This is a genomic window from Lentzea sp. NPDC036949 (assembly GCF_055608075.1).
In genome coordinates, this window is record NZ_JBVJRA010000021.1 from 13,911 (window position 1) to 39,318 (window position 25,408).

26 protein-coding genes are annotated in these 25,408 nt (G+C 70.5%); 15 read left to right on the forward strand and 11 right to left on the reverse strand.

Going from position 1 to position 25,408, the window contains the following annotated elements; genetic code table 11:
• Positions 1-152: 152 nt before the first annotated feature.
• Positions 153-1,949, reverse strand: coding sequence for an AMP-dependent synthetase/ligase (locus ACZ7CD_RS36340; RefSeq protein ID WP_360398586.1), 1,797 nt, complete (start codon positions 1,947-1,949; stop codon positions 153-155).
• 98 nt (positions 1,950-2,047) lie between these two features.
• Here ACZ7CD_RS36340 and ACZ7CD_RS36345 point away from each other — a divergent pair, with 98 nt between their 5' ends.
• The 6 genes from ACZ7CD_RS36345 to ACZ7CD_RS36370 are packed head-to-tail and all read left to right on the forward strand — an operon-like array spanning position 2,048 to position 6,281.
• Positions 2,048-2,428, forward strand: coding sequence for a polyketide cyclase / dehydrase and lipid transport (locus ACZ7CD_RS36345; RefSeq protein ID WP_360398584.1), 381 nt, complete (start codon positions 2,048-2,050; stop codon positions 2,426-2,428).
• Between the two features lie 58 nt (positions 2,429-2,486).
• A complete protein-coding gene (locus ACZ7CD_RS36350; RefSeq protein ID WP_470380676.1) occupies positions 2,487-3,275 on the forward strand; it encodes a metallophosphoesterase family protein in 789 nt (262 codons plus the stop codon).
• 23 nt (positions 3,276-3,298) lie between these two features.
• On the forward strand, positions 3,299-3,739 hold the full coding sequence (locus tag ACZ7CD_RS36355; protein ID WP_360398580.1) for an SRPBCC family protein: 441 nt from the start codon (positions 3,299-3,301) through the stop codon (positions 3,737-3,739).
• Positions 3,736-4,944, forward strand: a complete 1,209-nt coding sequence (locus ACZ7CD_RS36360) for an ArsA family ATPase (protein WP_458433759.1) — start codon at positions 3,736-3,738, stop codon at positions 4,942-4,944. The genes ACZ7CD_RS36355 and ACZ7CD_RS36360 overlap by 4 nt, the downstream gene beginning before the upstream one ends.
• A 27-nt stretch (positions 4,945-4,971) precedes the next feature.
• A complete protein-coding gene (locus tag ACZ7CD_RS36365; protein ID WP_360398576.1) occupies positions 4,972-5,310 on the forward strand; it encodes a hypothetical protein in 339 nt (112 codons plus the stop codon).
• Positions 5,310-6,281, forward strand: coding sequence for an ROK family glucokinase (locus ACZ7CD_RS36370; RefSeq protein WP_458433757.1), 972 nt, complete (start codon positions 5,310-5,312; stop codon positions 6,279-6,281). The genes ACZ7CD_RS36365 and ACZ7CD_RS36370 overlap by 1 nt, the downstream gene beginning before the upstream one ends.
• Before the next feature lies 1 nt (position 6,282).
• On the opposite strand, the gene ACZ7CD_RS36375 is transcribed toward ACZ7CD_RS36370, so the two are convergent.
• Positions 6,283-6,618: a DUF3140 domain-containing protein gene (locus ACZ7CD_RS36375; RefSeq protein ID WP_360398572.1), complete on the reverse strand. Its 336-nt coding sequence runs from the start codon at positions 6,616-6,618 to the stop codon at positions 6,283-6,285.
• An 86-nt stretch (positions 6,619-6,704) separates the two neighbouring features.
• Here ACZ7CD_RS36375 and ACZ7CD_RS36380 point away from each other — a divergent pair, with 86 nt between their 5' ends.
• The gene (locus ACZ7CD_RS36380; RefSeq protein ID WP_470380677.1) at positions 6,705-6,935 is read left to right on the forward strand and encodes a hypervirulence associated TUDOR domain-containing protein; all 231 of its coding nucleotides are present in this window, start codon (positions 6,705-6,707) and stop codon (positions 6,933-6,935) included.
• 535 nt (positions 6,936-7,470) lie between these two features.
• On the opposite strand, the gene ACZ7CD_RS36385 is transcribed toward ACZ7CD_RS36380, so the two are convergent.
• The gene (locus tag ACZ7CD_RS36385; RefSeq protein ID WP_470380678.1) at positions 7,471-7,950 is read right to left on the reverse strand and encodes a hypothetical protein; all 480 of its coding nucleotides are present in this window, start codon (positions 7,948-7,950) and stop codon (positions 7,471-7,473) included.
• Positions 7,951-8,128: 178 nt separating this feature from the next.
• Between ACZ7CD_RS36385 and ACZ7CD_RS36390 the strand changes: the two genes are divergently transcribed.
• The 3 genes from ACZ7CD_RS36390 to ACZ7CD_RS36400 all read left to right on the forward strand — a co-directional run bounded on the left by ACZ7CD_RS36390 (position 8,129) and on the right by ACZ7CD_RS36400 (position 10,501).
• Complete coding sequence (locus tag ACZ7CD_RS36390; protein ID WP_360398566.1) at positions 8,129-8,863, forward strand: lysophospholipid acyltransferase family protein; 735 nt, start codon at positions 8,129-8,131, stop codon at positions 8,861-8,863.
• Between the two features lie 21 nt (positions 8,864-8,884).
• Positions 8,885-9,397: a polyadenylate-specific 3'-exoribonuclease AS gene (locus ACZ7CD_RS36395; protein WP_360398564.1), complete on the forward strand. Its 513-nt coding sequence runs from the start codon at positions 8,885-8,887 to the stop codon at positions 9,395-9,397.
• Positions 9,398-9,472: 75 nt separating this feature from the next.
• Positions 9,473-10,501 (forward strand): 6-phosphofructokinase, encoded by a 1,029-nt coding sequence (locus ACZ7CD_RS36400; RefSeq protein WP_360398612.1) that lies wholly within the window; start codon positions 9,473-9,475, stop codon positions 10,499-10,501.
• Between the two features lie 94 nt (positions 10,502-10,595).
• Here the strand turns inward: ACZ7CD_RS36400 and ACZ7CD_RS36405 are convergent, their stop codons facing one another.
• Entirely contained in the window at positions 10,596-11,603 is a 1,008-nt protein-coding gene (locus tag ACZ7CD_RS36405; protein ID WP_470380679.1) for a DUF2891 domain-containing protein, read from the reverse strand.
• Between the two features lie 184 nt (positions 11,604-11,787).
• Here ACZ7CD_RS36405 and ACZ7CD_RS36410 point away from each other — a divergent pair, with 184 nt between their 5' ends.
• On the forward strand, positions 11,788-13,176 hold the full coding sequence (locus ACZ7CD_RS36410; protein WP_360398560.1) for a class II 3-deoxy-7-phosphoheptulonate synthase: 1,389 nt from the start codon (positions 11,788-11,790) through the stop codon (positions 13,174-13,176).
• Positions 13,177-13,246: 70 nt separating this feature from the next.
• Here the strand turns inward: ACZ7CD_RS36410 and pknB are convergent, their stop codons facing one another.
• Positions 13,247-15,235 carry a Stk1 family PASTA domain-containing Ser/Thr kinase gene (gene pknB, locus ACZ7CD_RS36415; RefSeq protein ID WP_470375989.1) on the reverse strand — a complete coding sequence of 663 codons (1,989 nt, stop codon included), beginning with the start codon at positions 15,233-15,235 and terminating at the stop codon, positions 13,247-13,249.
• Between the two features lie 77 nt (positions 15,236-15,312).
• Here pknB and ACZ7CD_RS36420 point away from each other — a divergent pair, with 77 nt between their 5' ends.
• Positions 15,313-15,678: an Rv2175c family DNA-binding protein gene (locus tag ACZ7CD_RS36420; RefSeq protein WP_360398556.1), complete on the forward strand. Its 366-nt coding sequence runs from the start codon at positions 15,313-15,315 to the stop codon at positions 15,676-15,678.
• 157 nt (positions 15,679-15,835) lie between these two features.
• On the opposite strand, the gene mptB is transcribed toward ACZ7CD_RS36420, so the two are convergent.
• Together mptB and ACZ7CD_RS36430 are read right to left on the reverse strand one after the other, a co-directional pair.
• Positions 15,836-17,287 (reverse strand): polyprenol phosphomannose-dependent alpha 1,6 mannosyltransferase MptB, encoded by a 1,452-nt coding sequence (gene mptB, locus ACZ7CD_RS36425; protein ID WP_458433754.1) that lies wholly within the window; start codon positions 17,285-17,287, stop codon positions 15,836-15,838.
• Between the two features lie 170 nt (positions 17,288-17,457).
• Positions 17,458-18,525 (reverse strand): polyprenyl synthetase family protein, encoded by a 1,068-nt coding sequence (locus tag ACZ7CD_RS36430; protein WP_470375988.1) that lies wholly within the window; start codon positions 18,523-18,525, stop codon positions 17,458-17,460.
• 105 nt (positions 18,526-18,630) lie between these two features.
• On the opposite strand from ACZ7CD_RS36430, the gene metF reads away from it, so the two are divergent.
• Positions 18,631-19,512 (forward strand): methylenetetrahydrofolate reductase [NAD(P)H], encoded by an 882-nt coding sequence (gene metF / locus ACZ7CD_RS36435; protein WP_360398552.1) that lies wholly within the window; start codon positions 18,631-18,633, stop codon positions 19,510-19,512.
• On the opposite strand, the gene ACZ7CD_RS36440 is transcribed toward metF, so the two are convergent.
• Complete coding sequence (locus ACZ7CD_RS36440) at positions 19,509-20,162, reverse strand: DUF3153 domain-containing protein (protein WP_360398550.1); 654 nt, start codon at positions 20,160-20,162, stop codon at positions 19,509-19,511. The two genes, metF and ACZ7CD_RS36440, sit on opposite strands and share 4 nt — an antisense overlap.
• A 106-nt stretch (positions 20,163-20,268) precedes the next feature.
• Here ACZ7CD_RS36440 and ACZ7CD_RS36445 point away from each other — a divergent pair, with 106 nt between their 5' ends.
• Positions 20,269-21,921: a DUF885 domain-containing protein gene (locus ACZ7CD_RS36445; protein WP_360398548.1), complete on the forward strand. Its 1,653-nt coding sequence runs from the start codon at positions 20,269-20,271 to the stop codon at positions 21,919-21,921.
• Between the two features lie 127 nt (positions 21,922-22,048).
• Here ACZ7CD_RS36445 and ACZ7CD_RS36450 read toward each other — a convergent pair whose 3' ends face one another.
• Positions 22,049-22,549, reverse strand: coding sequence for a VOC family protein (locus ACZ7CD_RS36450; RefSeq protein WP_360398546.1), 501 nt, complete (start codon positions 22,547-22,549; stop codon positions 22,049-22,051).
• Between the two features lie 24 nt (positions 22,550-22,573).
• On the opposite strand from ACZ7CD_RS36450, the gene ACZ7CD_RS36455 reads away from it, so the two are divergent.
• Complete coding sequence (locus tag ACZ7CD_RS36455) at positions 22,574-24,139, forward strand: alkaline phosphatase D family protein (RefSeq protein ID WP_360398544.1); 1,566 nt, start codon at positions 22,574-22,576, stop codon at positions 24,137-24,139.
• Here ACZ7CD_RS36455 and ACZ7CD_RS36460 read toward each other — a convergent pair.
• Both ACZ7CD_RS36460 and ACZ7CD_RS36465 read right to left on the reverse strand, forming a co-directional pair.
• Positions 24,116-24,853 (reverse strand): maleylpyruvate isomerase N-terminal domain-containing protein, encoded by a 738-nt coding sequence (locus ACZ7CD_RS36460; RefSeq protein WP_470380680.1) that lies wholly within the window; start codon positions 24,851-24,853, stop codon positions 24,116-24,118. The genes ACZ7CD_RS36455 and ACZ7CD_RS36460 overlap by 24 nt on opposite strands.
• Entirely contained in the window at positions 24,850-25,254 is a 405-nt protein-coding gene (locus ACZ7CD_RS36465; protein WP_360398540.1) for an SAV_6107 family HEPN domain-containing protein, read from the reverse strand. The genes ACZ7CD_RS36460 and ACZ7CD_RS36465 overlap by 4 nt, the downstream gene beginning before the upstream one ends.
• Positions 25,255-25,408 lie beyond the last annotated feature (154 nt).

The window sequence follows — 25,408 nt, forward strand, 5'->3', positions numbered from 1 at the left end:
GCGCCGTCCGGCAGTCTTCTACTCGTCCCGGTCGGGGGGCCGGGGCAACAACACTTCTCGGGTTCCGCGGAAGTTCGCGGATCACGATCGCTGGGGGTCGAAAGGCCCAGGAGCTCTCTTCCAGCTCCTGGGCCTTTCGCGCTGTTCAGGACCTACTTCGCGTAGATCGCGTCGATGTCGGAGGCGTACGTGTTCGCCACGACCGACCGCTTCAGCTTCAGCGACGGCGTCATCTCGCCACCGGCCTCGGTGAAGTCCACCGGCAGCACGCGGAACTTGCGGATCGCCTCCGCCTTGGACACCGACCTGTTCGCCTCGTCCACCACGGCCTGGATCTCGGCCAGCAGGTCGGGGTCCTCGACCAGGTCGGGCACCTCGGCCGAGGCCGGCTTGCCGTGCGACTCCTTCCAGGCCGGGAAGAACTCCGGGTCGATCGTGATCAGCGCGCCGATGAACGGTTGCTTGTCGCCGACGACCATGCACTGCGAGATCAGCGGGTGCGCCCGGATGCGGTCCTCGAGCTGTGCGGGGGAGACGTTCTTGCCACCGGCGGTGACGATGATCTCCTTCTTGCGCCCGGTGATCCTCAGGAAGCCCTCGCCGTCGAGCTCGCCGATGTCACCGGTGTGGAACCAGCCGTCCTCCAGCGCCTCCTCGGTGGCGGCCTCGTTGTTCCAGTAGCCGGTGAAGACGATGTCGCCCTTGATAAGGATCTCGCCGTCCTCGGCGATGCGCACCGACGTGCCGGGCACCGGCAGGCCGACCGTGCCGACCTTCTCCTGGCCCTTGAACGTCACGCACGCCGCCGCCGACGTCTCGGTCAGGCCGTAGCCCTCGTAGACCGGGATGCCCGCGCCGCGGAAGAAGTGCGACAACCGGTCGCCCAGCGGCGCACCACCGGACACTGCGGCGACCGCGCGGCCACCGAGCGCGGCGCGCAGCTTCGAGAACACCAGCTTGTCGAACACGGCGTGCTTGACCCGCAGGCCGAAGCCGGGGCCGCCGTCGTCGAGCGCCTGGCTGTAGGCGACCGAGGTGGCCTCGGCGGCGTCGAAGATCTTGCCCTTGCCGCCGGCGTGCGCCTTCTGCTTGGCGCCGTTGTAGACCTTCTCGAACACGCGCGGCACCGCGACGACGAACGTCGGGCGGAACTGGCCGAGGTCGCCGACGAGGTTCTGCACGTCCGCGGTGTGGCCCAGCGTGGCACGCGAGTACACGCACGCGAGGTACAGGGCACGCGCCAGGATGTGCGCGAGCGGCAGGAACAGCAGCAGCGAGTTGCCGGCCGCGAGGATCTCCGGGAACCGCGACAGCGCCGACCGCACCTCGGACAGCAGGTTGCGGTGCGTCAGCGTGCAGCCCTTGGGGCGGCCGGTGGTGCCGGAGGTGTAGACGAGCGTCGCCGTCTCGTCCGCCTTCACCTGGCCGCGGCGCTCGTGCACCTGCTCGTCGGTGATCTCGGCACCCAGCGCCGTCAGCTCGTCGACGGCGGGCGCGGAGCCCTCGATCTGCCACACGTGCCGCAGTTCGGGCAGCGTGCCGACGACCTCGTCGACCAGCGCGCGGTGCTGCGCGGCCTCGACGAACACCGCCTTCGCGCCCGAGTCGGACAGGATCCACTGGATCTGGCCTGCCGACGAGGTCTCGTAGATCGGCACGACCACGCCGCCCGCCGCCCAGATGGCGAAGTCGAGCAGCGACCACTCGTAGCGGGTCTTCGACACCAGGCCGACGCGGTCGCCGTGCTCCAGGCCGGCGGCGATCATGCCCTTGGCGACCGCCATCACCTGCGCGGCGAAGTCCCGCGCGGTGATGTCGACCCAGGTGCCGTCGACCTGCCTGCGGAAGCTGACGGCGTTGCCGAACCGTTCCGCGTTGGCCCACACCATGTCGGTGAGGTTCTCCTCAGGAGCCACTGCGGCGGTGGCGGGGACGCTGAACTCGCGCACGTCAACCTCCGTACGATGATTTGTTACTGGTGGGGAAACTTAGCGTGTGATTCCGGCGATACAAAGGTTGGTACGCCCTTCCGTTACCTTTTGACCCCATGGCCAGTGTGGACGTCGTCGACGAGACATTCCTGGCGGTCCCGCCCAGCGTGGTCGCCGCAGCCTTCTCCGTGCCGTCGTCGTGGCGGGCGTTCTGGCCGGACCTGGAGCTCGACGTCTACGCAGACCGGGGCCAGGAGGGCCTGCGCTGGACGGTGGGCGGCGCGCTCGTGGGCACCATGGAGGTCTGGCTCGAGCCGATGCTCGACGGCACCCTGCTGCACTACTTCCTCCGCGCTGATCCGCCCGCCGGGTCGCTCACCCCGCGCAGCGCGCGCCGTGAGGTGCAACGCCGCCAGCTCGCCGCCAAGTCCGTGGCACTCGGCCTCAAGCTGACCCTGGAGGACGGCCGTCCGGCCGGCTGCCCTCCGGCCGGGTGATCGACAGTGGCACGTGTCTCGTGAAACCCCGGTGCGCCCGTTGAACTAGGTTGGGACCGTGCGGGTTCACGTGGTTTCGGATGTGCACGGCAACGCGGAGGCGCTGGCGCGTGCCGGTGACGGGGCGGACGCGCTCGTCGTGCTGGGCGACCTCATCGACTTCGTGGACTACTACGACCACTCCAAGGGCATCATGGGCCGCGTGTTCGGCCCGGAGAAGGTCGGGGTCTTCGCCGAGCTGCGCCGCGGCACCCGGCGCGCCGACACCGCGGGCTACGTCCGGTCCCTGTGGGACGGTCTGGACGACGCCCGCGCGGTCGTGGAGGAAGCGGTGCTGGAGCAGTACCACGCGTTGTTCGGGGCGATGTCCGCGCCGACGTACGCGACACCGGGCAATGTGGACAGTCCGCACCTGTGGTCGCGGTTCGCCCGCGACGGCGTGCACGTCGTCGACGGCGCCGCGGTGGAGATCGGCGGGCTGCGGTTCGGGTTCGCGGGCGGCGGGCTGCTCATGCCGGGACACGTGCGCAACCCCGACGCGCCGTGGTTCCCGTACCTGCGCACCGAGCAGGACATGGCGGCCGCGCTGGACCGGATGGGGGAGGTCGACGTGCTGTGCACGCACATCCCGCCGCAGGTCCCCGACCTGACCTACGACGTCGTCGCGCGCCGCCCGGAGTGGGGCTCGCGGCCGGCGCTGGACAAGATCGTGCGGGAACGCCCGCGCTGGTCGGTGTTCGGGCACGTGCACCAGCCGCTGGCCCGCCGGGTGCGCGTCGGCTACACCGAGTGCATCAACGTCGGGCACTTCCAGCGCAGCGGCAAGCCTCACGTCCTCAACTGGTAAAGACGCGAGTAGCCTCCTGTTCCATGGCCGACGAGTCCACTCAGTCCATCGTCATCGACGCGCCGCCTGAGAAGATCATGGCGATCATCGCGGACTTCCCGTCGTACCCGGACTGGGCGAACGGGATGAAGGAGGTCGAGGTCCTCGACACCCGCGACGACGGCCGCGCCGAGCAGGTGCGGTTCGCGATCGACCAGGGTCCCGTGAAGGACGAGTACACGCTGAGGTACGACTGGGCGCCCGACGGCCTCTCGGTGCGCTGGGACCTCGTCAAGGGCACCATGCAGAAGTCGCAGCACGGCAGCTACGTGCTGGAGCCGTCGGGGACCGGCACCAAGGTCACCTACACGCTGTCGGTGCAGCTGGTGATCCCGATGATCGGGCTGTTCCGCCGCAAGGCCGAGAAGCTGATCCTCGACACCGCGCTCAAGGAGCTCAAGAAGCGCGCGGAGAAGGCGGCTTGAGCCGGGTCCTGCTCTTCACCGGCAAGGGCGGGGTCGGCAAGACCACCCTGGCCGCCGCGACGGCGGCGACGCTCGCGGCGCACGGCCGCAAGGCGCTCGTGGTGTCGACCGATCCCGCGCACTCCCTGGGCGACGCGCTCGACGTGCGCCTGGGTGCCGCCCCGTCCGAAGTGGACGGTGCAGGCGGCCTGTTCGCCTGCCAGATCGACCCCCGCGGACTCGTCGACGACGCCTGGGGTGACCTGCGCGGGCACCTGCGCACGGTGCTGGCCGGCGCCGGGGTCGACGAGCTCGACGCCGAGGAGCTGACCGTCCTGCCGGGCGTGGAGGAGCTCCTCGCGCTGGCGGAGGTGCGCAGGCTCGCCGCGGCCGGACCGTGGGAGGTCGTGGTCGTCGACTGCGGTCCGACGGCGGAGACGCTGCGGCTGCTGTCGCTGCCCGAGGCGTTCGCCGGCTACCTGGAGAGGCTCTTCCCGACGCACCGGCGCGTGGTGCGCGGCCTGCTGGCCGGTGTCGCGGGTACCGGCACCGTCGAGAAGTGGGACGCGACGGCGGACGCGCTGAGCCGGCTGGCGGAGCGGCTGGACGCGCTGCGGTCGATGCTCGCGGACCCGTCCTCGTGCTCGGTGCGGCTGGTGCTCACGCCCGAACGCGTGGTCGCCGCGGAGACCCGGCGGACGCTGACCGCGTTGGCGCTGCAGGGGATCCGGGTCGACAGCGTGATCGCGAACCGGCTGGTGCCGTCACCGGGACCGGCGCGCGGCGCGGCCGCCACGTGGCTGCGGACCCGGCGGCACGAGCAGGACGCGGTGCTCGCCGAGCTGACCGGCATCGGCGAGATCCGCACGGTCGACCACCGCGCGTCCGAACCCGTGGGCGTGACGGCGTTGCTGGAGGTCGCGGCGCAGCTGTACGGCGACGAGGACCCGTTGCCCGGTGCCGCGGTGTCGGAGTCGCTGCTGGAGGTGTCGGGCAGCGGACGCGGGCTCGACGCCCGATACTCGCTGCGGATCGCGTTGCCGCTGGCCGATGACACGGAACTGGACCTTGCGCGCGTGGGCGACGACCTGGCGTTGACCGTCGATGGCCGGCGTCGGCTCGTGGCGCTGCCCTCGTTGCTGAGGCGCTGCATCGTGACCGGTGCGGAGATGGACTCGGCCGGCGTGACGGTGGGGTTCCGGCCGGACCCGGCGCTGTGGCGTTGACCTCGTGGCGCTGATCAGGAGTTTTTCATGACCGAGAACAACGGCAAGCTCGCCGAGGAGCTGCGGCTGCTCATCGACACCGCCGCCGAGCGCATGCAGCCGTGGCTGCAGCGCGTGGCCGAAGCGGGCGATGGCGCGCACGCGCCGGAGACGTGCGGCTGGTGCCCGGTGTGCAACGGCGTCGCACTGCTGCGCGGCGACCGTTCCGAGCTCGCCGCGAAGGCCGCGGAGCACGCCGCCGGGCTGGTGGCGGTGCTGCGGGCCGCTCTGCGCGAACCGGGCACGCCCGCACCGGCCGAACCGGCCGAACCCGCTGACGCCGGGCAGCGCGTTCAGCACATCAAGGTCGTCAGGAAGACCGACTAGTGCTCACCGTCGGAGTCGATATCGGGGGCACCAGTGTGCGCGCTGGTGTCGTGGACGCGCGTGGGTCCGTGCTCGACACCTCGCGCGCACCGACACCCGCTGGCGAACGTGCACTTGAAGACGCGCTCGTCGCCGCCGTGGAAGAGGTCGCGGCCCGGCACGCGGTGGACGCCGTCGGCCTCGCCGTCGCCGGGTTCATCGCCTCGGACCGCCGCACGGTGCGGTTCGCGCCGCACCTGGCGTGGCGGCAGATGAACGTCGCCGACCGCATGAGCGACCGCCTCGGCCTGCCCGTCGTGCTGGAACACGACGCGAACGCCGCCGCGCTGGCCGAACACCGCTTCGGTGCCGCTCGCGGCGCCAAGACCGCTGTTCTGGTGGCCATCGGGACCGGTATCGGCGCGGCCCTGCTGCTGGACGGCGAGGTGTTCCGCGGCGCGTACGGCGTTGCACCCGAGCTCGGTCATCTGCGCGTGGTGCCCGACGGCCGTCCGTGCCCGTGCGGCAAGAACGGCTGCTGGGAGCGCTACTGCAGCGGGACGGCGTTGAGTGCGACCGCCGTGGAGCTGCTGGCCAAGCACCCCGGCATCTCGACCGTGCTCGGCCGTGAGGCCGCAGGCGACTCACGCGCCGTGACGGGTCGTCGGGTCGCCGGTGCCGCACGCGACGGTGACCCGTTGGCGCAACGCGCGATGGCCGACCTGGCGCGCTGGCTCGGCGAGGGCCTGGCGCTGGTCGCCGACGTCTACGACCCCGAGGTGATCGTCATCGGGGGAGGGGTGTCGGAGTCGGCGCCGCTGTTCCTCGACGACGCCCGCGAGCGCTACGCCGCCGTCGTGACCGGCGCCGGTCACCGCCCGCTGGCCAGGATCCGCACCGCGCAGCTCGGCGACGACGCCGGCATCGTCGGTGCGGCGACCCTGGCCCGCGAGACGGTGTCGTCGATGGCCCGCAACCACCACCGCCCCTGAGTCAGCTCTTCAGGGGGTCGTGGCCCCAGTTCATGAGCGAGTAGCGCCACCGGCTGCTCTCGATCTCGCTGGTGGGCTGGTCGGGCCGCTGGGCGAGGTGGCGGTGCACGTAGCCGACCACCTTGCGCATGTGCCCGTAGTCGTCATCGGTCAGGTCGGCCTTCTTCGCCTGCAGCAGCGCGACGATGCGGCGACCGGACGCGTGCCCGGTCGACTCGCCGCCGCTCTTGTCACCGACCTCCTTCGACTCGGCGGTGCCGAGCCACTTCTCCAGCTGGCTCGCGGTCATGTTCACGGCCTCGCCGAACTCCTTGCGCGTCTGCTCCTCGTCACCCACGTGCGTGTCCTCTCCTCCGTGTCGATCCCTGGCGGCCGGGTACCCGTGGTTACGCCGAACGACGCAACGCGACGAAGGGTCGGACGATGAGCGAGCACCCGTACAAGCCCGGCGACGAGGTCGAGTGGTCGAGTCACGGCAGCCGCACCCACGGCGAGGTGGAGGAGGAGATCATCACCGAGAAGCAGGCCGCCGGCCGCAAGGTGAAGGCGTCCGAGGACGAGCCGCAGTACCGCGTCCGCAGCGCCAAGAGCGGCCGCGACGCCGTCCACAAGCCGAGCGCCCTCCACCCGCACCGCTCGTCGTCCTCCGACTGACCGCCACTTGCCTCACCTTTGCAACGAGTCTTTTGCGGACGTCGTCAAAAGACTCGTTGCAAAGCAGCAGGTCAGCTTGGGCTCGGCGGCGTCTGGTTACTGGCTGCGGCGGTAGTCAAGAGCTGTGGGGCTAGCTGAGGCCAGCTGATATATCGCGAGAGGAGTGTCGCGGCGAGCGTGTCGGGGTCTGTTCGCCCGCCGCGAACACTCGGTCCGAAATGCCCGGTTCTGCCTGTCGAGGGCCGCGGGACTGTCGGTCTTCGCGAGGAGAATGAAAGCAAGGGGTCCCCCTTCGCGGGGGACCCCTGCGTCAGCTCGGAGAAGCGGTGGTCTGGGCGTCAGCGGCCGAGCACGCGCAGGATGCGCGGCCGGCGGCGCTTGGCGCGGTCGGCGTCCTTCTTGCCCAGGGTCGCCAGGGCGCGGGCCATCATCAGGTGCTGCATCTGGTCCATGCCGGCACCATAAGCACCGCCGAAACGTTATCTGAAGGTGTGAGTGGCCGTTATCACGCCGTTATCGACCCGGCCGTGAGGTGTCACACCTGGGCGCCGTCGTCCCAGCCCGAGTCCGGCGGCGGGGTGTTGCGCATGCGCAGGATCAGCAGGCCGATGCCCGCGCACAGGGCCACGAGCGACAGCGGCGTGCCCAGGCTCGCGTGCAACCCGAAGAGCCCGGGGGCCACCAGCAGCACGATGCCCAGCACCAGGATCAGCAGCGCCACGATCGTCGAGGCGCGCAGCACCGGGAACGGCGGCGGCTCCGGCGGCACGTAGTGGTCGTCGGCTTCGGACCGGTCGCGGTCGTCGTCCTCCGGTTCGGGGAGCACGTCCTCGGCCGGGTCGTCCCGGTCCTCGGTCCGCGTCCTCACGTCCTCCGTGCCCGCCTCGTCGAGGTCGAGCCAGTCCTTGCCGACCCCGTCCCGCTCGAGACCCGCGACGATCTCGGCAAAGAGCTCGTCGACGTTCTCGGGGCCGTCGGTCGAGTCGCGCCGGGCGTTCATCCAGAGCCTCTCCATGTGCCGCAACCCTCTGACCCCTCATCGTTGCACGGAGCGGATGTGTTGCGGGTTACGGCAGTCGGCTCAGTCACGCCCGTGACGCACAACCGCGGGACTCGTTGTGTGAGCAGCGGTCGGCTCCGTAGGCTGGTTGCCGGGATCAAGGTTCGCGGGGTCTAGGGAGGCGCTTCCCAAAGTGCTGTACTGGTTGATGAAGCACGTCCTCCTGGGACCGGTTCTGCGGCTGTTCTTCCAGCCGAAGATCATCGAGGGCGCCGAGAACATCCCCAAGGAGGGTGGCGCCATCCTGGCGAGCAACCACCTCGCCGTCTCCGACTCGTTCTTCCTGCCGCTGATGCTGTCGCGGCGGGTCACCTTCCCCGCGAAGATCGAGTACTTCACCGGCACGGGGATCAAGGGCAAGCTGCAGAAGTGGTTCTTCTCCGGCGTCGGCCAGGTGCCGATAGACCGGTCCAGCGCCTCCGCCGCGCAGGGCGCCCTCGACACCGGTGTGCGGATCGTGCGCGAGGGCAAGCTGCTCGGCATCTACCCCGAGGGCACCCGTTCGCCCGACGCCCGCCTCTACAAGGGCAAGGTCGGGGTCGCGTGGATCGCGCTGGAGTCCGGTGCGCCGGTCATCCCCGTGGCGATGTTCGGCACGGACAAGGCCAACCCCATCGGCTCGAGGATGTGGAAGCCGCACCCGATCCGCATCAAGATCGGCAAGCCGCTCGACTTCTCGCGCTACGAGGGCCTGTCCGGCGACCGGTTCGTGCTGCGGTCGATCACCGACGAGATCATGTACGCGCTCATGGAGCTTTCCGGCCAGGAGTACGTCGACGTCTACGCGGCCAAGGCCAAGGAGCTGCCCGGCAACGCGTCCGAGCAGGGCGGGAAGGCCGACCGGGTGCCCGAGAAGAAGGCGAGCTGAGCGGCACCCTAGGGTGTCGCGGTGCGGTTCTTCTACGACTGTGAGTTCATCGAGGACGGGGTGACGATCGACCTGGTGTCGATCGGTGTGGTCGACGAGGAAGGCCGCGAGTTCTACGCCGTGTCCACCGAGTTCGACCCCGAGCGCGCGGGTCCGTGGGTGCGGCAGAACGTCCTCAACCAGCTGCCCTCACCCGCGGACAAGGCGTGGCGCAGCCGCGCCCGCATCCGCGAGGACCTGCTCGACTTCCTCGGCGCCCGCAACGCCGCGCGCGACGACGTCGAGCTGTGGGCGTGGTTCGCCGCCTACGACCACGTGGCGCTGGCGCAGCTGTGGGGCGCCATGCCGGCGTTGCCGCGCGCCCTGCCCCGGTTCACCCGCGACTTGCGGCAACGCTGGGACGACGTCGGCCGCCCCAAGCTGCCCGCCCCTCCCGCCGACGCCCACGACGCCCTGGCCGACGCGCGGCACAACCTCGCGCGCTGGAAGGTGATCGAGGAACACCGGCAGAAAACCGGTTTTCCGGTCCGGTAAGTGAGACCCGCATTGCTGCACCGATACAGCTCGTGAAAGTCTGCGTGACACAGAACACGAGAGATGGGGAAGCAGATGCGCATCGGTGTGCTCACTGGCGGTGGTGACTGCCCCGGTCTGAACGCCGTGATCCGGGCCGTGGTCCGCAAGGGCATCAAGGCACACGGCTGGGAGATCGTCGGGTTCCGCAACGGGTGGCAGGGCCCGATCGAGAACCTCACCAAGTCGATCGACCTCGCGGACGTCGAGGAGATCCTGACCCGCGGTGGCACGATCCTGGGCTCGTCGCGCACGAACCCCTACAAGGTCGAGGGCGGTGTCGACCGCATCCGCGAGACCATCGCGGCGAACAACGTCGACGCCATCATCGCGATCGGCGGCGAGGACACCCTCGGTGTCGCCAAGCGCCTGACCGACGACGGCATCGGCGTCGTCGGCGTGCCGAAGACGATCGACAACGACCTCGGCGCCACGGACTACACGTTCGGCTTCGACACGGCCGTCCACATCGCGACCGAGGCCATCGACCGCCTGCGCACCACGGCCGAGTCGCACCACCGTGCGCTCGTCGTCGAGGTCATGGGCCGGCACGCGGGCTGGATCGCGCTGCACTCCGGTCTCGCCGGTGGCGCGAACGTCATCCTCGTCCCGGAGCGCCCGTTCAGCGTCGACAAGGTCGTCGAGCACGTCGAGCGCCGCTTCGAGAGCGAGTTCGCGCCGATCATCGTCGTCGCCGAGGGTGCGATCCCCGAGGGCGGCGCCGAGGTGCTGCACTCCGGTGAGCGCGACGCGTTCGGCCACGTCCGCCTCGGCGGTGTCGGCCAGTGGCTCGCGGAGGAGATCGCGGACCGCACCGGCAAGGAGTCCCGCGCGGCCGTCCTCGGCCACATCCAGCGCGGTGGTACGCCGACCGCCTACGACCGCGTGCTCGCGACGCGCTTCGGCCTGCACGCCGTCGACGCCGTCGCCGCCGGTGACTTCGGCACCATGGTCGCGCTGCGCGGCACCGAGATCGTGCGCGTGAAGCTCTCCGAGGCCACGGCCGAGCTCAAGACCGTCCCGGCCGAGCGCTACGAAGAGGCCGAGGTCTTCTTCGGCGCCTGACCCGGTAGCTCACGGGCAACCGATATATCAGTTGTGCAAAAGACGTTTGCGGACGACCGCAAACGTCTTTTGCATGAGTGGCGATTTGTGCTGGTCAGAAGGCTTTGACGTCGAGGTAGGCGGCGAAGGTGCCGAGCCAGTGGTCAGCCATGTAGCCGTGGCCGCCGAACACGTAGGTCCACCCGGCTTCGCGGTGTGCGGCGGAGGCCGTGCGCGCCAGGTCCGCGTACCGGTGCCCGGCCGGCACCGCGTCGGCGATCGCCTCCCAGTTCCAGGCGCGCGACAACGCGAGCCCGGCCAGGTGCGAGCCGTACGGGTCACTGGGGTCGTCGACCGGGAACGGCTCACGCAGCGACCGCCACCGTTCCGCGTCCAGCTCCGGCAGGTAGGCGTCGAGCCAGGCGGCGAACTCGCCGGTGCCCAGCGCGCGCCGCATCAGGTCGGCCGTCGTCAGCGCGGGGGACAGGAAGTCGGCGGCGTCCGGTTCGAACCCGCCGTACGCCTTCTCGTCGCCGTGCCAGCGCAACGCCGCCTCGGCGCACGCGGTGACCAGCTCGGTGTCGCCGTTCGCCTGAGCCGCGTCGAACACCAGCCCGGTCGCGAACGCCGTGTTGCTGTGCGTCCCCGTCCGGATCGGCAACCGGGCCGCCGAGACCCACTCCAGCCACCGGTCGCGCAGCACGTCCGCGATCGGCGCCACCGACCACGGCAGCCCGGACGACCGCAGCTCCGCGTCGAGCAGCAGCAACCACGCCCACCCGTAGGGCCGCTCCCAGTACCGGCCCGCCGGTGAGGCGAAGAACGCGGCCTCCACGGCGCAGTTGTCCTGCGTGACCAGCTTGTCCAGCACGTCCCGCGCCAGGTCCGCGCCCTCCAGCTCCGGCCGCAACCGCAGCAGCCGCACCGCGAGCCACGTCTGGTGCACGCAGGAGTGCCAGTCGAACGACCCGGCGAACACCGGGTGCAGCACCCGTTGCGGCACCAGCCGGTCGTCGTTGTCGATCACGTGGGTCCAGTGCACGGGGTGGTCGCGCTGGACGTTGTCGATCGCGATGGCCAGCAGCCGGGCCGCGGTGCGGTCATCCAATCGGGTGGCATTCATGTGGCAATCATGCAATGTGACGTCTCAACAGGGCAGAGGCCAGCTGCCGCTGCCGATCGTTGACAACTGACAGACGACCGGGCAAAGCCGCTCGTCAACCGGTCGTGGCCGCGGTCGTGATCTTCGGCGGGCGGCTGACAGGGCCGACCCGGTCTCTCAGTGTGGAACAACTAAGCTGAGCAGCGTGAACTGGACCGTGGACGTGCCCATCGACACGCTTCCCGAGCTTCCGCCGCTGCCTCCCGAGATGCGCAAGCGCCTGGACGACGCCCTGTCGCGCCCGGCCGCCCAGCAGCCGGAGTGGCCCGACGCCGAACAGGTGCGTCGTGTGCGGACGGTGCTCGAGAGCGTGCCGCCGATCACCGTGCCCGCCGAGATCGACCGGCTGCACACGCAACTGGCGCAGGTCGCGAACGGTCAGGCGTTTCTGCTGCAGGGTGGTGACTGCGCGGAGACGTTCGCGGACAACACCGAGCCGCACATCCGCGCGAACATCCGGACCCTGCTGCAGATGGCCGTGGTACTGACCTACGGCGCGAGCCTGCCGGTGGTGAAGGTCGGCCGCATCGCCGGCCAGTACGCCAAGCCGCGTTCGTCGAACATCGACGCCCTCGGCCTGCCGTCCTACCGCGGCGACATCATCAACTCCCTGGTGGCCACGCCCGAAGCCCGTGTCCCGGACCCCGGTCGCATGATCCGCGCGTACGCCAACGCCGGTGCCGCGATGAACCTGCTGCGGGCGCTGACCGGCGCGGGTCTGGCCGACCTGCACCGCGTGCACGACTGGAACCGCGACTTCGTGCGCACCTCGCCCGCCGGTGAGCGCTACGAGGCGCTGGCCGGTGAGATCGACCGCGGCCTGCGGTTCATGTCGGCCTGCGGGGTCACCGACCAGTCGCTGCACGGCACCGAGATCTTCGCCTCGCACGAGGCGCTGCTGCTCGACTACGAGCGCGCCCTGCTGCGCCTGGACACCACCGGTGAGCAGCCCAGGCTGTACGACCTGTCGTCGCACTTCGTGTGGATCGGCGAGCGCACCCGCCAGCTCGACGGCGCGCACATCGCGTTCGCGGAGCTGCTGGCCAACCCGATCGGCCTGAAGATCGGCCCGTCGACGTCGCCGGAGATGGCCGTGGAGTACGTCGAGCGCCTCGACCCGCGGGGCGAACCGGGCCGCCTGACGCTCATCTCGCGCATGGGCAACCAGAAGGTCCGCGACGTGCTCCCGGCGATCGTGGAGAAGGTCGAGGCCAGCGGCCACAAGGTCATCTGGCAGTGCGACCCGATGCACGGCAACACCCACGAGTCGAGCACCGGCTACAAGACCCGCCACTTCGACCGCATCGTCGACGAGGTGCAGGGCTTCTTCGAGGTGCACCGGCGCCTGGGCACCCACCCCGGCGGCATCCACATCGAGCTGACCGGCGAGGACGTCACCGAGTGCCTGGGCGGCGCCCAGGAGATCTCCGACGCCGACCTGGCCGGCCGCTACGAGACGGCCTGCGACCCGCGCCTGAACACCCAGCAGTCACTGGAGCTGGCGTTCCTCGTCGCGGAGATGCTGCGCTCGTAGGTTTCCTGAAGACCGGCTGAAGAACGGAGGGCCCCGCGTCGAGAACGCGGGGCCCTCCGTGTTCTCACGGTCAGAGACCGATGATCGTGATCTCGGTACCGCGGCGCACCTTGCTGCGCGGCTGCGGGTCCTGGTTCACGACGGTCGCGTTGCCGCTCTTGTTGAACTCGACCTTGACCTTGAAGCCGAGGCGTTCGAGCTCCTCCTTGGCCTCGCGGACCTTCTTGCGGGTCACGTCCGGCACCTCGACCTCGCTGGTGTCCTCGAAGAACACCGTGACGCGCTTGCTCGACCCGACCTCCAGCACCGTGTTGGCCGCGGGATCGGTCCGGGTGACCCGCAGGTCGTCGGGGTTGCCGCCGTTCTGGCCCGCCTCCACCGGTTCGAGGCCCAGGCGCTGCAGCTCGGCGAACGCCTCGTCCCTCTTCTTGCCCTTCAGGTCCGGCACGGTCACCCGCGGCGCCGGGCCCTTGCTCAGCACCAGCGTGACCGGCTTGCCGATCTCCAGCGCCGTACCGGGCCGCGGGTCGAGCGCCACGACCTTGCCGATCGGCACGGTCTCGTGGAACGCGTCCTTCGCCGGGTCCTTGGTCGCCGTCAGACCGACCGCCTCGACCTCCTTGGTCGCGACCTCCACCTCGACGCCGACGGTCACGAACGGCACGACCGGCTTGCCCCGCGACACGATGAGCTTCACCGACTCGCTCTTACGCATCTCCGTGCCCTTGCCCGGCTCGGTGCGGATGACCTCACCCAGCGGCACCGTGTTCGACGGCTCCCGCACGACCAGCGGCGTGAGGTCGGCGCTCGACAGCAACCGGGTCGCGTTCGTCTCCGACTGACCCGACACCTCCGGCACGGTCGTCCAGCGGCCCGCGCTGAGGTACCAGGAGAACAGCCCGGCGATCAGCACCAGCACCGCGGCAACGGACCCCCAGATGGTCATCAGCCGCTTCTTGCGCTTGCGCTCCTCCTCGGCCGCGTCGACCTTCTTCTTGCGCTCAGGGGGGCGCCGGCGGGGCGGTTCGGGCCGCTGCATCGTGCGGGTGGCCGTCGCGGCCGGAGGAGGGCCGGTGTTGACCGTCGTCATCGCCGGCTTGCGCACCGGCGTCGTCGCCTCGGCCACGGCCACCGGCGTCACACCGACGGCCACCGGGACGGGGCGCATCACGACGGTCCTGTCGTTCTCGGGCGCCGTACCGGGAACGGGCACCGGCTGCGGCGTCAGGCCCAGCTCCGCGCCCACGCGTTCGAGCTCGGCGAGGAACGCGTCCGCGTTCGCCGGCCGCAGCGCAGGGTCGCGCCGCGTCGCCTTGCGCACGAGCGTGTCCAGGGCCAGTGGGATCTCGGGGATCGACGGGACGTCCGAGGTCACGTGCCGGTAAGCGACGGAGATGGGGGTCTCACCGCGGTAGGGCGCCTGCCCGGCCAGCATCTCGTAGAGCACGATCCCGGCCGAGTACACGTCACTGCGCGCGTCCGCCGAACCCGTCTCCACCTGTTCGGGTGAAAGGTAGGCGACGGTGCCGAGGATCTCGCTGTCGCTGGTGATGCCGTTCTCACCGATCGCGCGCGCCAGCCCGAAGTCGGCGACCTTCACCTGGCCGGCCGACCCGATCAGCACGTTCTCCGGCTTCACGTCGCGGTGCACCAGGCCGGCGCGGTGGGCCGCACCCAGCGCGGACAGCACCGGGCCCAGCACGCTGAGCGCCGTGGCGGGAGGGAGCTTGCCGCGCTGGTTGAGCAGGTCGCGGAGGTTGCCGCCGTCGATCAGCTCCATCACCAGGTACACCTGGTCACCGTCGACGCCCTGGTCGTGCACCGACACCACGGCCGGGTGGTGCAGCTGCGCCGACGCACGCGCCTCGCGTTCGAAGCGCGCGACGAAAGCGGGGTCCGCGGTCAGGCGCGGATCCATCACCTTCACGGCGACCTCGCGGTCAAGGCGGGTGTCGCGACCTCGATAGACGGTGGACATGCCACCGCGCGCGAGCACGGAGTCCACCCGGTAGCGCTGCTCCAGCAGTCCACCCATCACGTTCGAAACCGACCTCTCCACAGTGCGAGATGGTAAAGCTCAGGATGACCCGGTTGGCGGAAGGGCGTTCACAGTTGAGTTATGGCATCGTGACCCCCGTGAGTGCGATTCCTGCCGCTGCGGATGTACTGGCTGCCGACCTGGAGGTTCTTCCCCTCCCGGAGGTGGCCGACCGATTGGGACTTCCGGTCACCCGGGTCCACCAAATGCTGCGCGACGGGCAGCTGCTCGCCGAGCGGCGCGACGGCGTCCTCGTCGTTCCCGAAGCCTTCCTCGCCGCCGCGGGGGTCGTGAAGGGGCTGCCCGGCACCATCACGGTGCTGCGCGACCAGGGCTTCTCGACGAACGAGATCCTGCGCTGGCTGTTCGCGGAGGACGACAGCCTCCCCGGCACTCCGATCGAAGCATTGCGCGGAGACCGTGGGCGTGAGGTGAAGCGACGCGCCCAGGCGATGGGCTTCTAGATCACCCGATGCGGCGGTTCCGGGCGTCTCCGCAGACCAGAGGCGTCCGGAACCCCTGACCCGACGTGCCCGGCCGCGACGCCGAACGTCGCCGGGTAACGCCGGCCTCATCCGGTGGACGCTCGGGCGAGCACCACCCGGCCTGCTGTGCCGGCGCTCATTCGTAGCGGGTGGACAGGCCGAACGGGTCCGGCTTCACCAGCGACCTCGCCGCGAGCGCAGACACCAGCAACGCGAAGAACAGGTAGCCCCACGAGTACAGCGCGGTGTCGCCGTTGGGGAACGTCACCAGCAGCAGGAACACCGAGGCCAGCGACACCGCCACCAGCGCGCCCGTGGTCCACGCGAACCCGGCGGCCAGCGCCAGCGGCCAGCTGAAGTACCACGGCAGCGTGGCGGGGGACAGCAGCGCGACCGCCAGCATCGTCACCGCGCCGCGGCGGATCGCGTTGCGGACCTCGCCGTCGCGCGACGCCCACCACTGCGTGTACGCGATCCAGACGAGCACGATCGACCCGAGGGCCCGTGCGACGCCGAGGAAGATGCCGCCGTCGACGTAGACGAACCAGTTGACGACCATCCGCACGAAGTCGCCGACCGCGCTCGGGACCGACAGCCAGTTGATGATCATCGACGAGCTGCGCAGCGCCGGGATCCAGCCGAGGCCCACCCCCGCGACGAGCGTGCACGCGAGGAACGCCCCGGCGAACGCCGCCACACCGGGCAGCAGCGCCTTGCGGAACCGGGCGCGCTTGTCGCCCTCCAGCCGCGCCGCCCAGATCCACACCAGGAACGGCACGACCACGACCGCCGTCGCCTTCACCGAGAACGCGAGGCCGAGCAGCACGAAACCCAGCACGTGCCTGCGGTCGAGCACCAGCAGCACACCGGCGGCCATCAGCCCGATCATCAGGAGGTCGTTGTGCGCGCCGCCGACCAGGTGGATCAGCAGCAGCGGGTTGGCCGCCACCAGCCACAGCGCGATCGCCGACTTCCCGCCCAGGTGCCGCGCGATGCCGGGCAGCGCCCAGCACAGCAGCACCAGCCCGCCGGCCAGCGCGAAGCGCATCGCGACGACGCCGAGGATCACGCTCGCGTCGGTGGCCCACACGATCGCCTTCGCGACCAGGATGAACAGCGGCCCGTACGGTGCCGGCGTGTGCTGCCAGACCCAGCTGACGTTGTCGCTCAGGGTGCTCTGCAGCACCGCGGGCCCGACCTCGTACGGGTCGTAGCCGGTCAGCGCGAGCTGGCCCTGCGCGAGGTAGCTGTAGATGTCCTTGCTGAACAGCGGCGGTGCGAACAGCAACGGCAACGTCCACACCGTCACCGCGACCAGCACCGCGAAGTCACCGATCTCGCCCCACCGCACGAGGCGGCCCAGGCGGACCCACGCCCAGATGACGAGGCCCAGGCCGATGTAGAGCACCATGTTGGCCAGGTCGTGGCCGTGGCCGTAGCGCAGCCAGCTCAGCCCGACCTTCGTGAGCAGCGGGTCCCGTTGCAGGATCGCGCCCGCGCCCATTCCGCCCAGCGCGATCAGCGCGACGCCCAGCAGGCCGAGCATGGTCGTGCGGATGGGGATGGCGTAGGGGTTCTTCTCGAGCACAGCTTCAAGAGGCTCCTGTGGAGACACCTCGGAGCTCGTGCGGGGAAGGGACGGGGTTGCAGCCATCGCCCGAACATCGTTGCACAAGGCGCGGAAGCGTCAGCAAGCAACGGCCCCCACTGGTCACGAGGAGTTAATCAGCGCACACGGCCGACGAGCGGCGGTCGTCCTCAGAAGGTCCGCTTCGTCGAGCTGATCGCGAGCTCGGCGAGCTTCGCGGCGGCCGGTTCCGCGACGGGGGCGTCGTCGAGCGCGGCGAGGGCGCTCTTGGTGAGGTCCTCGATGCGTTCCTCGACGGCGTCGACGGCGCCGACCTCGACGAGCTGGCGGCGGACCTCCTCGACGGTGGCGAGGTCGAGGTCCGGCTTGCCGAGCGCGATGTCCAACACATCGGCACCGAACTGCATGCCCAGCGCCACGAGCAGGGTGCGCTTGCCCTCGGCGAGGTCGTCGCCCGCGGGTTTGCCGGTCACCCCGGGGTCGCCGAACACGCCGAGCAGGTCGTCGCGCAGCTGGAACGCGACGCCGATGTCGGCGCCGAACGCCCGCAGCCCGTCGACCAGCTCCGGTGAGCCGCCGGCCATCGCCGCGCCCATGTGCAGCGGCCGTTCGACGGTGTAGGCGGCGGTCTTGAGCCGGTCGATCCGCACCGCCGCGTCCGCCGACGAGTCGCCCCGCGCCTGTGTGAGGACGTCGAGGTACTGGCCGGCGAGCATCTCGGTGCGCATGTCCCGCCACGGCTCGCTCAGCCGGCGCAGCACGTCCGACGGCAGCCCGGCGGCGAAGAGCATGTCGTCGGCCCAGGCCAGTGCGATGTCACCGATGAGCACCGCCGCCGACATGCCGAACCGCTCCGGCGAACCGAGCCAGCCCTGCTCGCGGTGCCGCTCGCCGAACGCGATGTGCACGGTCGGCTTGCCCCGGCGCACCGAGGAGGCGTCCATCAGGTCGTCGTGGATCAACGCGCACGCCTGGATCAGCTCCAGCGAGCTGACCGCGGTGAGCACCTCACCGGCGAGCTCGCCGTCGGGGTCGCCCCCCGCCGCGCGCCACCCCCACCACGCGTAGGTCGGGCGGATGCGCTTGCCGCCGCCCAGCACGAACCCGGACAGCGCGTCCACCGCGCTCGCGAAGCTCGGGTCCATCGCCTCGCCCGACGCGCGCCGGGAGGCCAGGTACGTGGTCAGCGCTTCTTCGACGTGCGCGGGCAGTGCGACGTCGACGGGGTGGTGGGACACCCCTCCATGGTCCGCTGTGTCGGGTGCCACCCGCACGTCGGGGCGACCCCGTCCACATCGTGAGCCACCGTCCCACCAGGCGGACGACCCATTAGGGTGGGGACCATGACGTCGGTGGTGGAGCGGCTGCAGGGGCAGTCCCCCAAGTTCTCGGTCGAGTTCCTCCCGCCGAGGAACGCGGACGACGAGCGTGTCCTGTGGACCGCCGTGCGCGAGCTGGAGGCGTTCGACCCGGCGTTCGTCTCGATCACCTACGGCGCCGGCGGTTCGAGCCGCGACCGCACGATCCGCGCCACCGCCCGCGTCGCCCAGGAGACGACGCTGCTGCCGGTCGCCCACCTCACCGCCGTCGACCACTCGGTGGCCGAGCTGCGCAACGTCATCGGCTGGTACGCGGCGGTCGGCGTGCGCAACGTGCTGGCGCTGCGCGGCGACCCCCCTGGCGACCCGATGGGCGAGTGGGTCGCGCACCCGCAGGGCCTGACCTACGCGGAGGAGCTCGTGCGGCTCGTGCGCGAGCTCGGCGACTTCTGCGTGGGCGTGGCGGCGTTCCCGTACGGCCACCCGCGCTCCGGTGACCTCGCGACCGACGTGAAGTTCCTGGTGCGCAAGCTGAACGCCGGCGCGGACTACGCGGTGGCGCAGCTGTTCCACGAACCGGAGCCGTTCCTGCGCATGCGCGACAGCGTGGCGGCGACGGGCTGCACGGCGACGTTGCTGCCGGGGATCATGCCGATCCTGTCGCCACGCGCGCTCACGAAGATCGTGGAGCTGTCCGGCGCCGACCTGCCGGTGGAGCTGGCACGCCGGCTGGACCGCTACGCCGACGACCCGGCCGGGTTCCGCGCGACCGGCATCGACATCGCCACCGAGATGTGCCGGCGCCTGCTCGACGAGGGCGTGCCAGCGCTGCACTTCTACACGATGAACCGGGCCAAGGCGACGCGCGAGGTGCTGGGCCGCCTGGGCCTGGTGACGCGCGCCTAGACCGTCACGTTGCGCTTGTGCGCGAGGAGCGCGAGCACGACGACGATCAGCGCCGCACCGCCGGTGAGACCCGCGACGAGCAACACCCAGCCGAGGAACGAGCTGGAGTTCTCGCCCGCGTACTGCACGGTGGCCTGCAGCATCGACGCCTGACCGGGTTTCGGAGACCACGCGATCGTGTTGTTCTCCTCCTCCCGGCCGTTGGTGTTCACGACCCGGCCGGGGAAGCTGACCTTGACCTGGATGTCCGCGCGTTCCACCGGCACCTGGGTCAGGTCGACCGAGCCCGACAGCGTGACCAGGTCGCCGGATCGCCGGAAGTTCAGGCTGTAGCGGCTGTTCGACGAGCTGGTGGCGGTGGAGAGCGTGCGCATCTCCTCGAACGACAACCCGTTGAAGAACAGCTGCGTGCCCGCGTACGACTCCACCCGGTACGGCTTGGTGGTGACGCGGCTCGCGAGCTCCGGCGGCACCTTGAGCTGGGGACCGGGGTCGTTGTCCTGCGTGGGCGGGGTGGCCGCGACGATCTCACCTGAGACGCGGTCGTCGTCGGACACGGCCATCGCCGCGTACACGCGAACGCAACCGCTCAACGAGAACAGGGTGAGCAGCAGGAAGACCGGCACGAGCAGTGCCGAGGATCTACGCACGGCGGACATCCTGCCAGGACGGCCGGGACGACGCAGTCCCTCCTTTGGTCGTGAGCTTGACTAACTACCTTTTGGCGTCGATCACCGCGAGGTAGCGTCTGCGGCCATGGCATCCGTGCACGACATCAGCAACAAGTTCGTCACCGACCACGTGGCGCTCGACCCCATCACGGCCACCAGCCTGGGCTTCGCCGGTTCCGACGACCAGCTGACGGACTTCTCCCCGGAAGGGCACGCGGCACGCGACGAGGTCGCCGCCCGCGCACTCGCCGACATCACGGCCGCCGACCCCGCGGATGCTTCTGAAGCGGCGGCGAAGGCCGTGTTCCAGGAAAGGGTCGGCCTCGAACGCGAGCTGTACGCCGCCGGCCTCACCGAATCCTCGCTGAACGTGATCGCGAGCCCCATCCAGTCGGTGCGCGACATCTTCGACCAGATGCCGACCGACACGCCCGGGCAATGGGCCACGATCGGGCGGCGTCTCGCGGCGGTACCTGCCTCCCTGTCCGGTCTGCGGGCCTCGCTGTCGGCCGCCGCGGCCCGCGGGAACGTGTCCGCGCTGCGCCAGGTGACCAAGGTGGCCGACCAGTGCGACACGTGGGCCGGCACGTTCTTCGGCTCCTTCGTCGCCAAGGCGGACGTCCCCGGCTCGGTGCGCGCCGACCTCGACTCCGGCGCCGCGGCCGCGTCCGCCGCCTACGCCGACTTCGCCTCGTTCCTGCGCACGTCGCTGGCACCGCTCGCACCCGAGAAGGACGCCGTCGGCGAGGAGCGCTACCGCCTCGGCTCCCGCTACTTCACCGGCTCGAAGCTCGACCTGGCCGAGGCCTACGCGTGGGGCTGGGAGGAGTTCCTCTCCATCGAGGCGGAGATGAAGGAGGTCGCGGCACGGCTCAAGCCCGGCGCCTCGCTCGCGGAGACGGCGGCGTACCTCGACGAGCACCCCCGCTACCAGGTGCACGGCCAGGACGGCCTGCGGGCGTGGATGCAGGAGCTGTCCGACAAGGCCCTGCTCGACCTGCGCGACGTGCACTTCGACCTGCCGGACGCGCTGATGAACCTCGAGTGCAAGATCGCCCCGCCCGGCGGTGGCGTCGGCGCCTACTACACGCCGCCGACCGCGGACTTCTCCCGGCCCGGCCGCATGTGGTGGTCGGTCGCCGAGGGCAAGACGGTGTTCCCGACGTGGCGGGAGACCTCGACGGTCTACCACGAGGGCGTGCCGGGGCACCACCTCCAGTGCGCGACGGCGGTGTACCAGTCGGAGAGCTTGAACGACTTCCAGCGCCTCATGTGCTGGGTGTCGGGTCACGGCGAGGGCTGGGCGCTGTACTCGGAACGCCTCATGCGCGAGCTCGGCTACCTCGACGACGACGGCGACCTGCTCGGCATGCTCGACGCGCACCTGTTCCGCGCCGCCCGCGTCATCATCGACATCGGCATGCACCTGGAGCTGGAGATCCCGCAGGGGACCGGGTTCCACCCCGGTGAGCGCTGGACGCCCGAGCTGGGCCTGGAGTTCATGCTCACCAGGACGCTGACCGAGGCCGCGCACGTCCACGACGAGATCGACCGCTACCTCGGCTGGCCCGGCCAGGCCCCGGCGTACAAGATCGGCGAACGCCTCTGGCTCGCTGCCCGCGAGGACGCCCGTGCCCGCAAGGGCGCGGACTTCGACCTCAAGCAGTTCCACCAGCAGTCGCTGGAGATGGGCTCGATGGGCCTCGACACCCTCCGCGAACGCCTCGCCGCGCTGTAGCTGCGTTCAGCAAGCGATGTGCGATGTGCGATGTGCGATATCCGGTATATCGGCGTGAGCACCGGCTGCGCCCCAGCTGACTGATACACCGGATATCGCACATCGGTGGTGTGCAACGCCACACCGGTCAGGACACGGCGGCGGCCCACCGCACGCGGACGCGGTTCGTGAACGGGTCGGCGTCGTCGGTGCGCACGAACTCCAGCCACGGCCCGCCGGCCTCCGGCCGCACCGAGGCGAACCCGTCCCCACTGCGCACCACCGGGTGCCCGGTCGCCCGCGCCGCCGCGAGCGGGTCGTGCGCGTCGACGACCACCGCCGCGATCGCACCGGTGTACTCGGGACGTGGTTCGAGCACGCAGAACTCGTTGCCCTGCGGGTCTCTCAGCACCACCCACGGCACGTCGCGCTGTCCGACGTCGGCGTGCTCGGCACCCAGTTCCACCGCCCGCGCCACGATGTCCGCCTGGTTCTGCGGCGAGGTCGACGCCAGGTCGAGGTGCACCCGGTTCTTCTCGATCTTCGGCGCGTCGCTCCACACGAACGTCAGCTCGACCTCGTCGCCCGCGAGCTCGGACCAGAACGCCGCCAGCGCGGAGGGATCTGCGGCGTCGAACGTGATTTCCACTCGTACGAGGGTACTGTCTCGCGGGTGACGAAGCTGGTGCTCGGACCGCTCCTCAGGTACGTCGACTCGACCTCGGCCACGGTGTGGGTCGAGACGGACGCGGCGTGTGAGGTGACCATCGCCGGCCACACGGCGAGGACGTTCCAGGTGGGCCGCCAGCACTACGCCCTGGTGCGCATCGAGAACCTGGGGCCCCGCACCGAGTACGACGTCCGGCTCGACCGCGAGCTGGTCTGGCCGGAGCCGGGCAGCGACTTCCCGAAGCCGGTCATCCGCACCGGCCGGGTGCGCCGCATCGCGTTCGGTTCCTGCCGCGCCGCCCCCGACCAGCCGCTGGGCCCCGACGCCCTCGACGCCTTCGCGCAACGGCTGATGCGCCAGCCGGAGGAGGAGTGGCCGCAGGCGTTGCTCCTGCTGGGAGACCAGGTCTACGCCGATGAACCGACCGAGGGCACCAAGCAGTGGCTGCGCGAGCACCGCCGCGGTTCGGAGGAACCCGACGGCGAGGTCGTGCACTTCTCCGAGTACGCCCGGCTCTACCACGAGACCTGGGGCGACCCGGAGATCCGCTGGCTGCTGTCGGTCGTGCCGACGTCGATGATCTTCGACGACCACGACGTGCGCGACGACTGGAACACCTCCTCCGCCTGGAAGCAGCGGATGCAGGACAAGCCGTGGTGGCGCGACCGCATCCGCGGCGCGCTGTCCTCGTACTGGGTGTACCAGCACATCGGCAACCTCGCCCCGGACGAGCTCGCCCGCGATCCCTTGTACGCCAAGGTGAAGGCGCAAGGCACCGACGTGCAGCCGATGCTGGAGGAGTTCGCCGAGCAGGCCGACAAGGAGAACGAGGGCCGCAAGTCCACGCGGTGGAGCTACCGGCGCGACTTCGACCGCATCCGGCTGCTGATGATCGACACGCGCTGCGGCCGCATCCTGGAGGACGACCGCAGGCAGATGGTCAGCGACGCGGAGTTCGAGTGGCTCGAACGCAACTCCGAGGGCGACTACGACCACCTGCTGATCGGCTCGTCGCTGCCGTGGCTGATGCCGCACGCGCTCAGCCACTTCCAGTCCATCAACGAGGTCGGCGCGCGCAAACCCGGCTGGCAGGGCAAAGCCGCCGAGCAGGTCCGCCAGGTGCTCGACCTGGAGCACTGGCCCGCGTTCCGCGAGTCGTTCGACCGGCTGACCCGGATGATCCGCAACGCGGCCGACAACGGCTGCGCCACCGTGAACGTGCTGTCCGGCGACGTCCACCACAGCTACGTCGCCGAAGCTGACTTCCCCGTGCCCGCCAAGGCAACGGTCACGCAGCTCGTGTGCTCGCCGGTGCACAACGAGGCGCCCAAGGCGTTGCGCCCGGCGTTCCGGCTGTCGTGGTCACGCGGCGCCGGACGGGTGTTCCGCCGGCTCGCCACGTTCGCCGGTGTGCCGGAGGACGTCGTGCGGTGGCGCAAGACCACCGGCCCGCACTTCGGGAACTCCGTGGCACTGCTGGACTTCGACGGCCGCCGCGCCCGCTACCGGCTGATCTCGGCAGCGGGCGGGGAGACCGCCTCGGTGTCACTTGGTCGCGAGCCGCAGTAGCGCCCACAGCTGCGCGATGGCGTCGTGGTCGCCGTAGACCTCGATCATCCGGTCGGGCAGGCGACCCCACAGCCAGCGGTACATCGTCATCGGGCTCGCCGTCACCAGTGCGTCGGCGTGGTCGGCCTCCTCCGGTTCGACCCGCCACGCCGAAGCGCCCTGCGGCCCGCACCGGGTGAGCCACACGTGGTCCTCGACGCGCACGGCGACCAGCTCGTCACGCGACCCCCGCACACCGAGGGTGTCGAGCTTGTGCCCCAGCCACAACGTGAGCACCTCGTCGACGCCGTCGAGCGCGACCTCGTCGCCGACCGGACCGGCCGCCAAGCCCGCGGCGCCCTGCACGTCCATGCGGTGCACCGTGGTCTCGTGCGCGAGCCGGCGCCGCCAGAAACCGTAGTTCCGCTGTTCCGGCCACCACGTCGTGCACGGCTCGTCCTCGTCGTGCGCGGCGAGCTCCGCGATCACGGCCTCGGCACCCGAACGCGTGAAGTCCAGCAGGTCCTGCCCGTCCGCGGGGTGGCGCTGCCACTGCCGCGGCTCCTCCCCGACGCGCAGGTACTCCAACGTCCAGTGGTAGCCGCTGCCGACGTGCCGCACGGTCTCGCCCAGGTTCAGGCCGGGACAGGCGGGCACGCCCTTGTGCGTGGGCTGGCCGAGCGCGGACATGACGAGCAGATCAGCCTCACGCCGCAACACTTCCAGTGCGTTCACCGCCTGCCCTCGTTCATCACGTGACCCACCAGACCGACGAACTGCTCGGTCTGCCTCACCAAGTCGTCGGCCGTGCGCGCGTTGACGTGGCGTGTGATCCCCGCGAGCACAGCGGCGCGCGTCGAGGACCACTCCGCGAAGAACGCCGCCCACTCCCGCATCTCCGGTGCTATCGCGGCAAGCAACACCCACGCGCTCGTAGGCCTGGAACGCCCGCGGTGCGGGCGTCCGCGCAACGCGAGCACCGCCGCCGCGGCGCGCAGAGCGGCCAGGTAGGCGGCGGCGAACCGCTCCGGTGGGTCGGGGGTGCGTTCCGCCTCGGCGAGCGAGTCGCGTGCCTGCTGCAGCAACGCGAGCGCTGAAGCGGGGGGCAAGGGGATCGGGAAGGCTGGTGCTGACATCTCGGCCTCCTCGTGGCGTCGGTGAACGACGTCTCCGCCGAGGGGAAGCCGGCGGCTCTCGGAGGTGGGGTGCTTCCCCCACCCCACCTCCGAGGCATTGTGCGACTCGAACACATGTTCGAGCCCTCTCCAGCGTAGCTCCCGGCCGATGGAT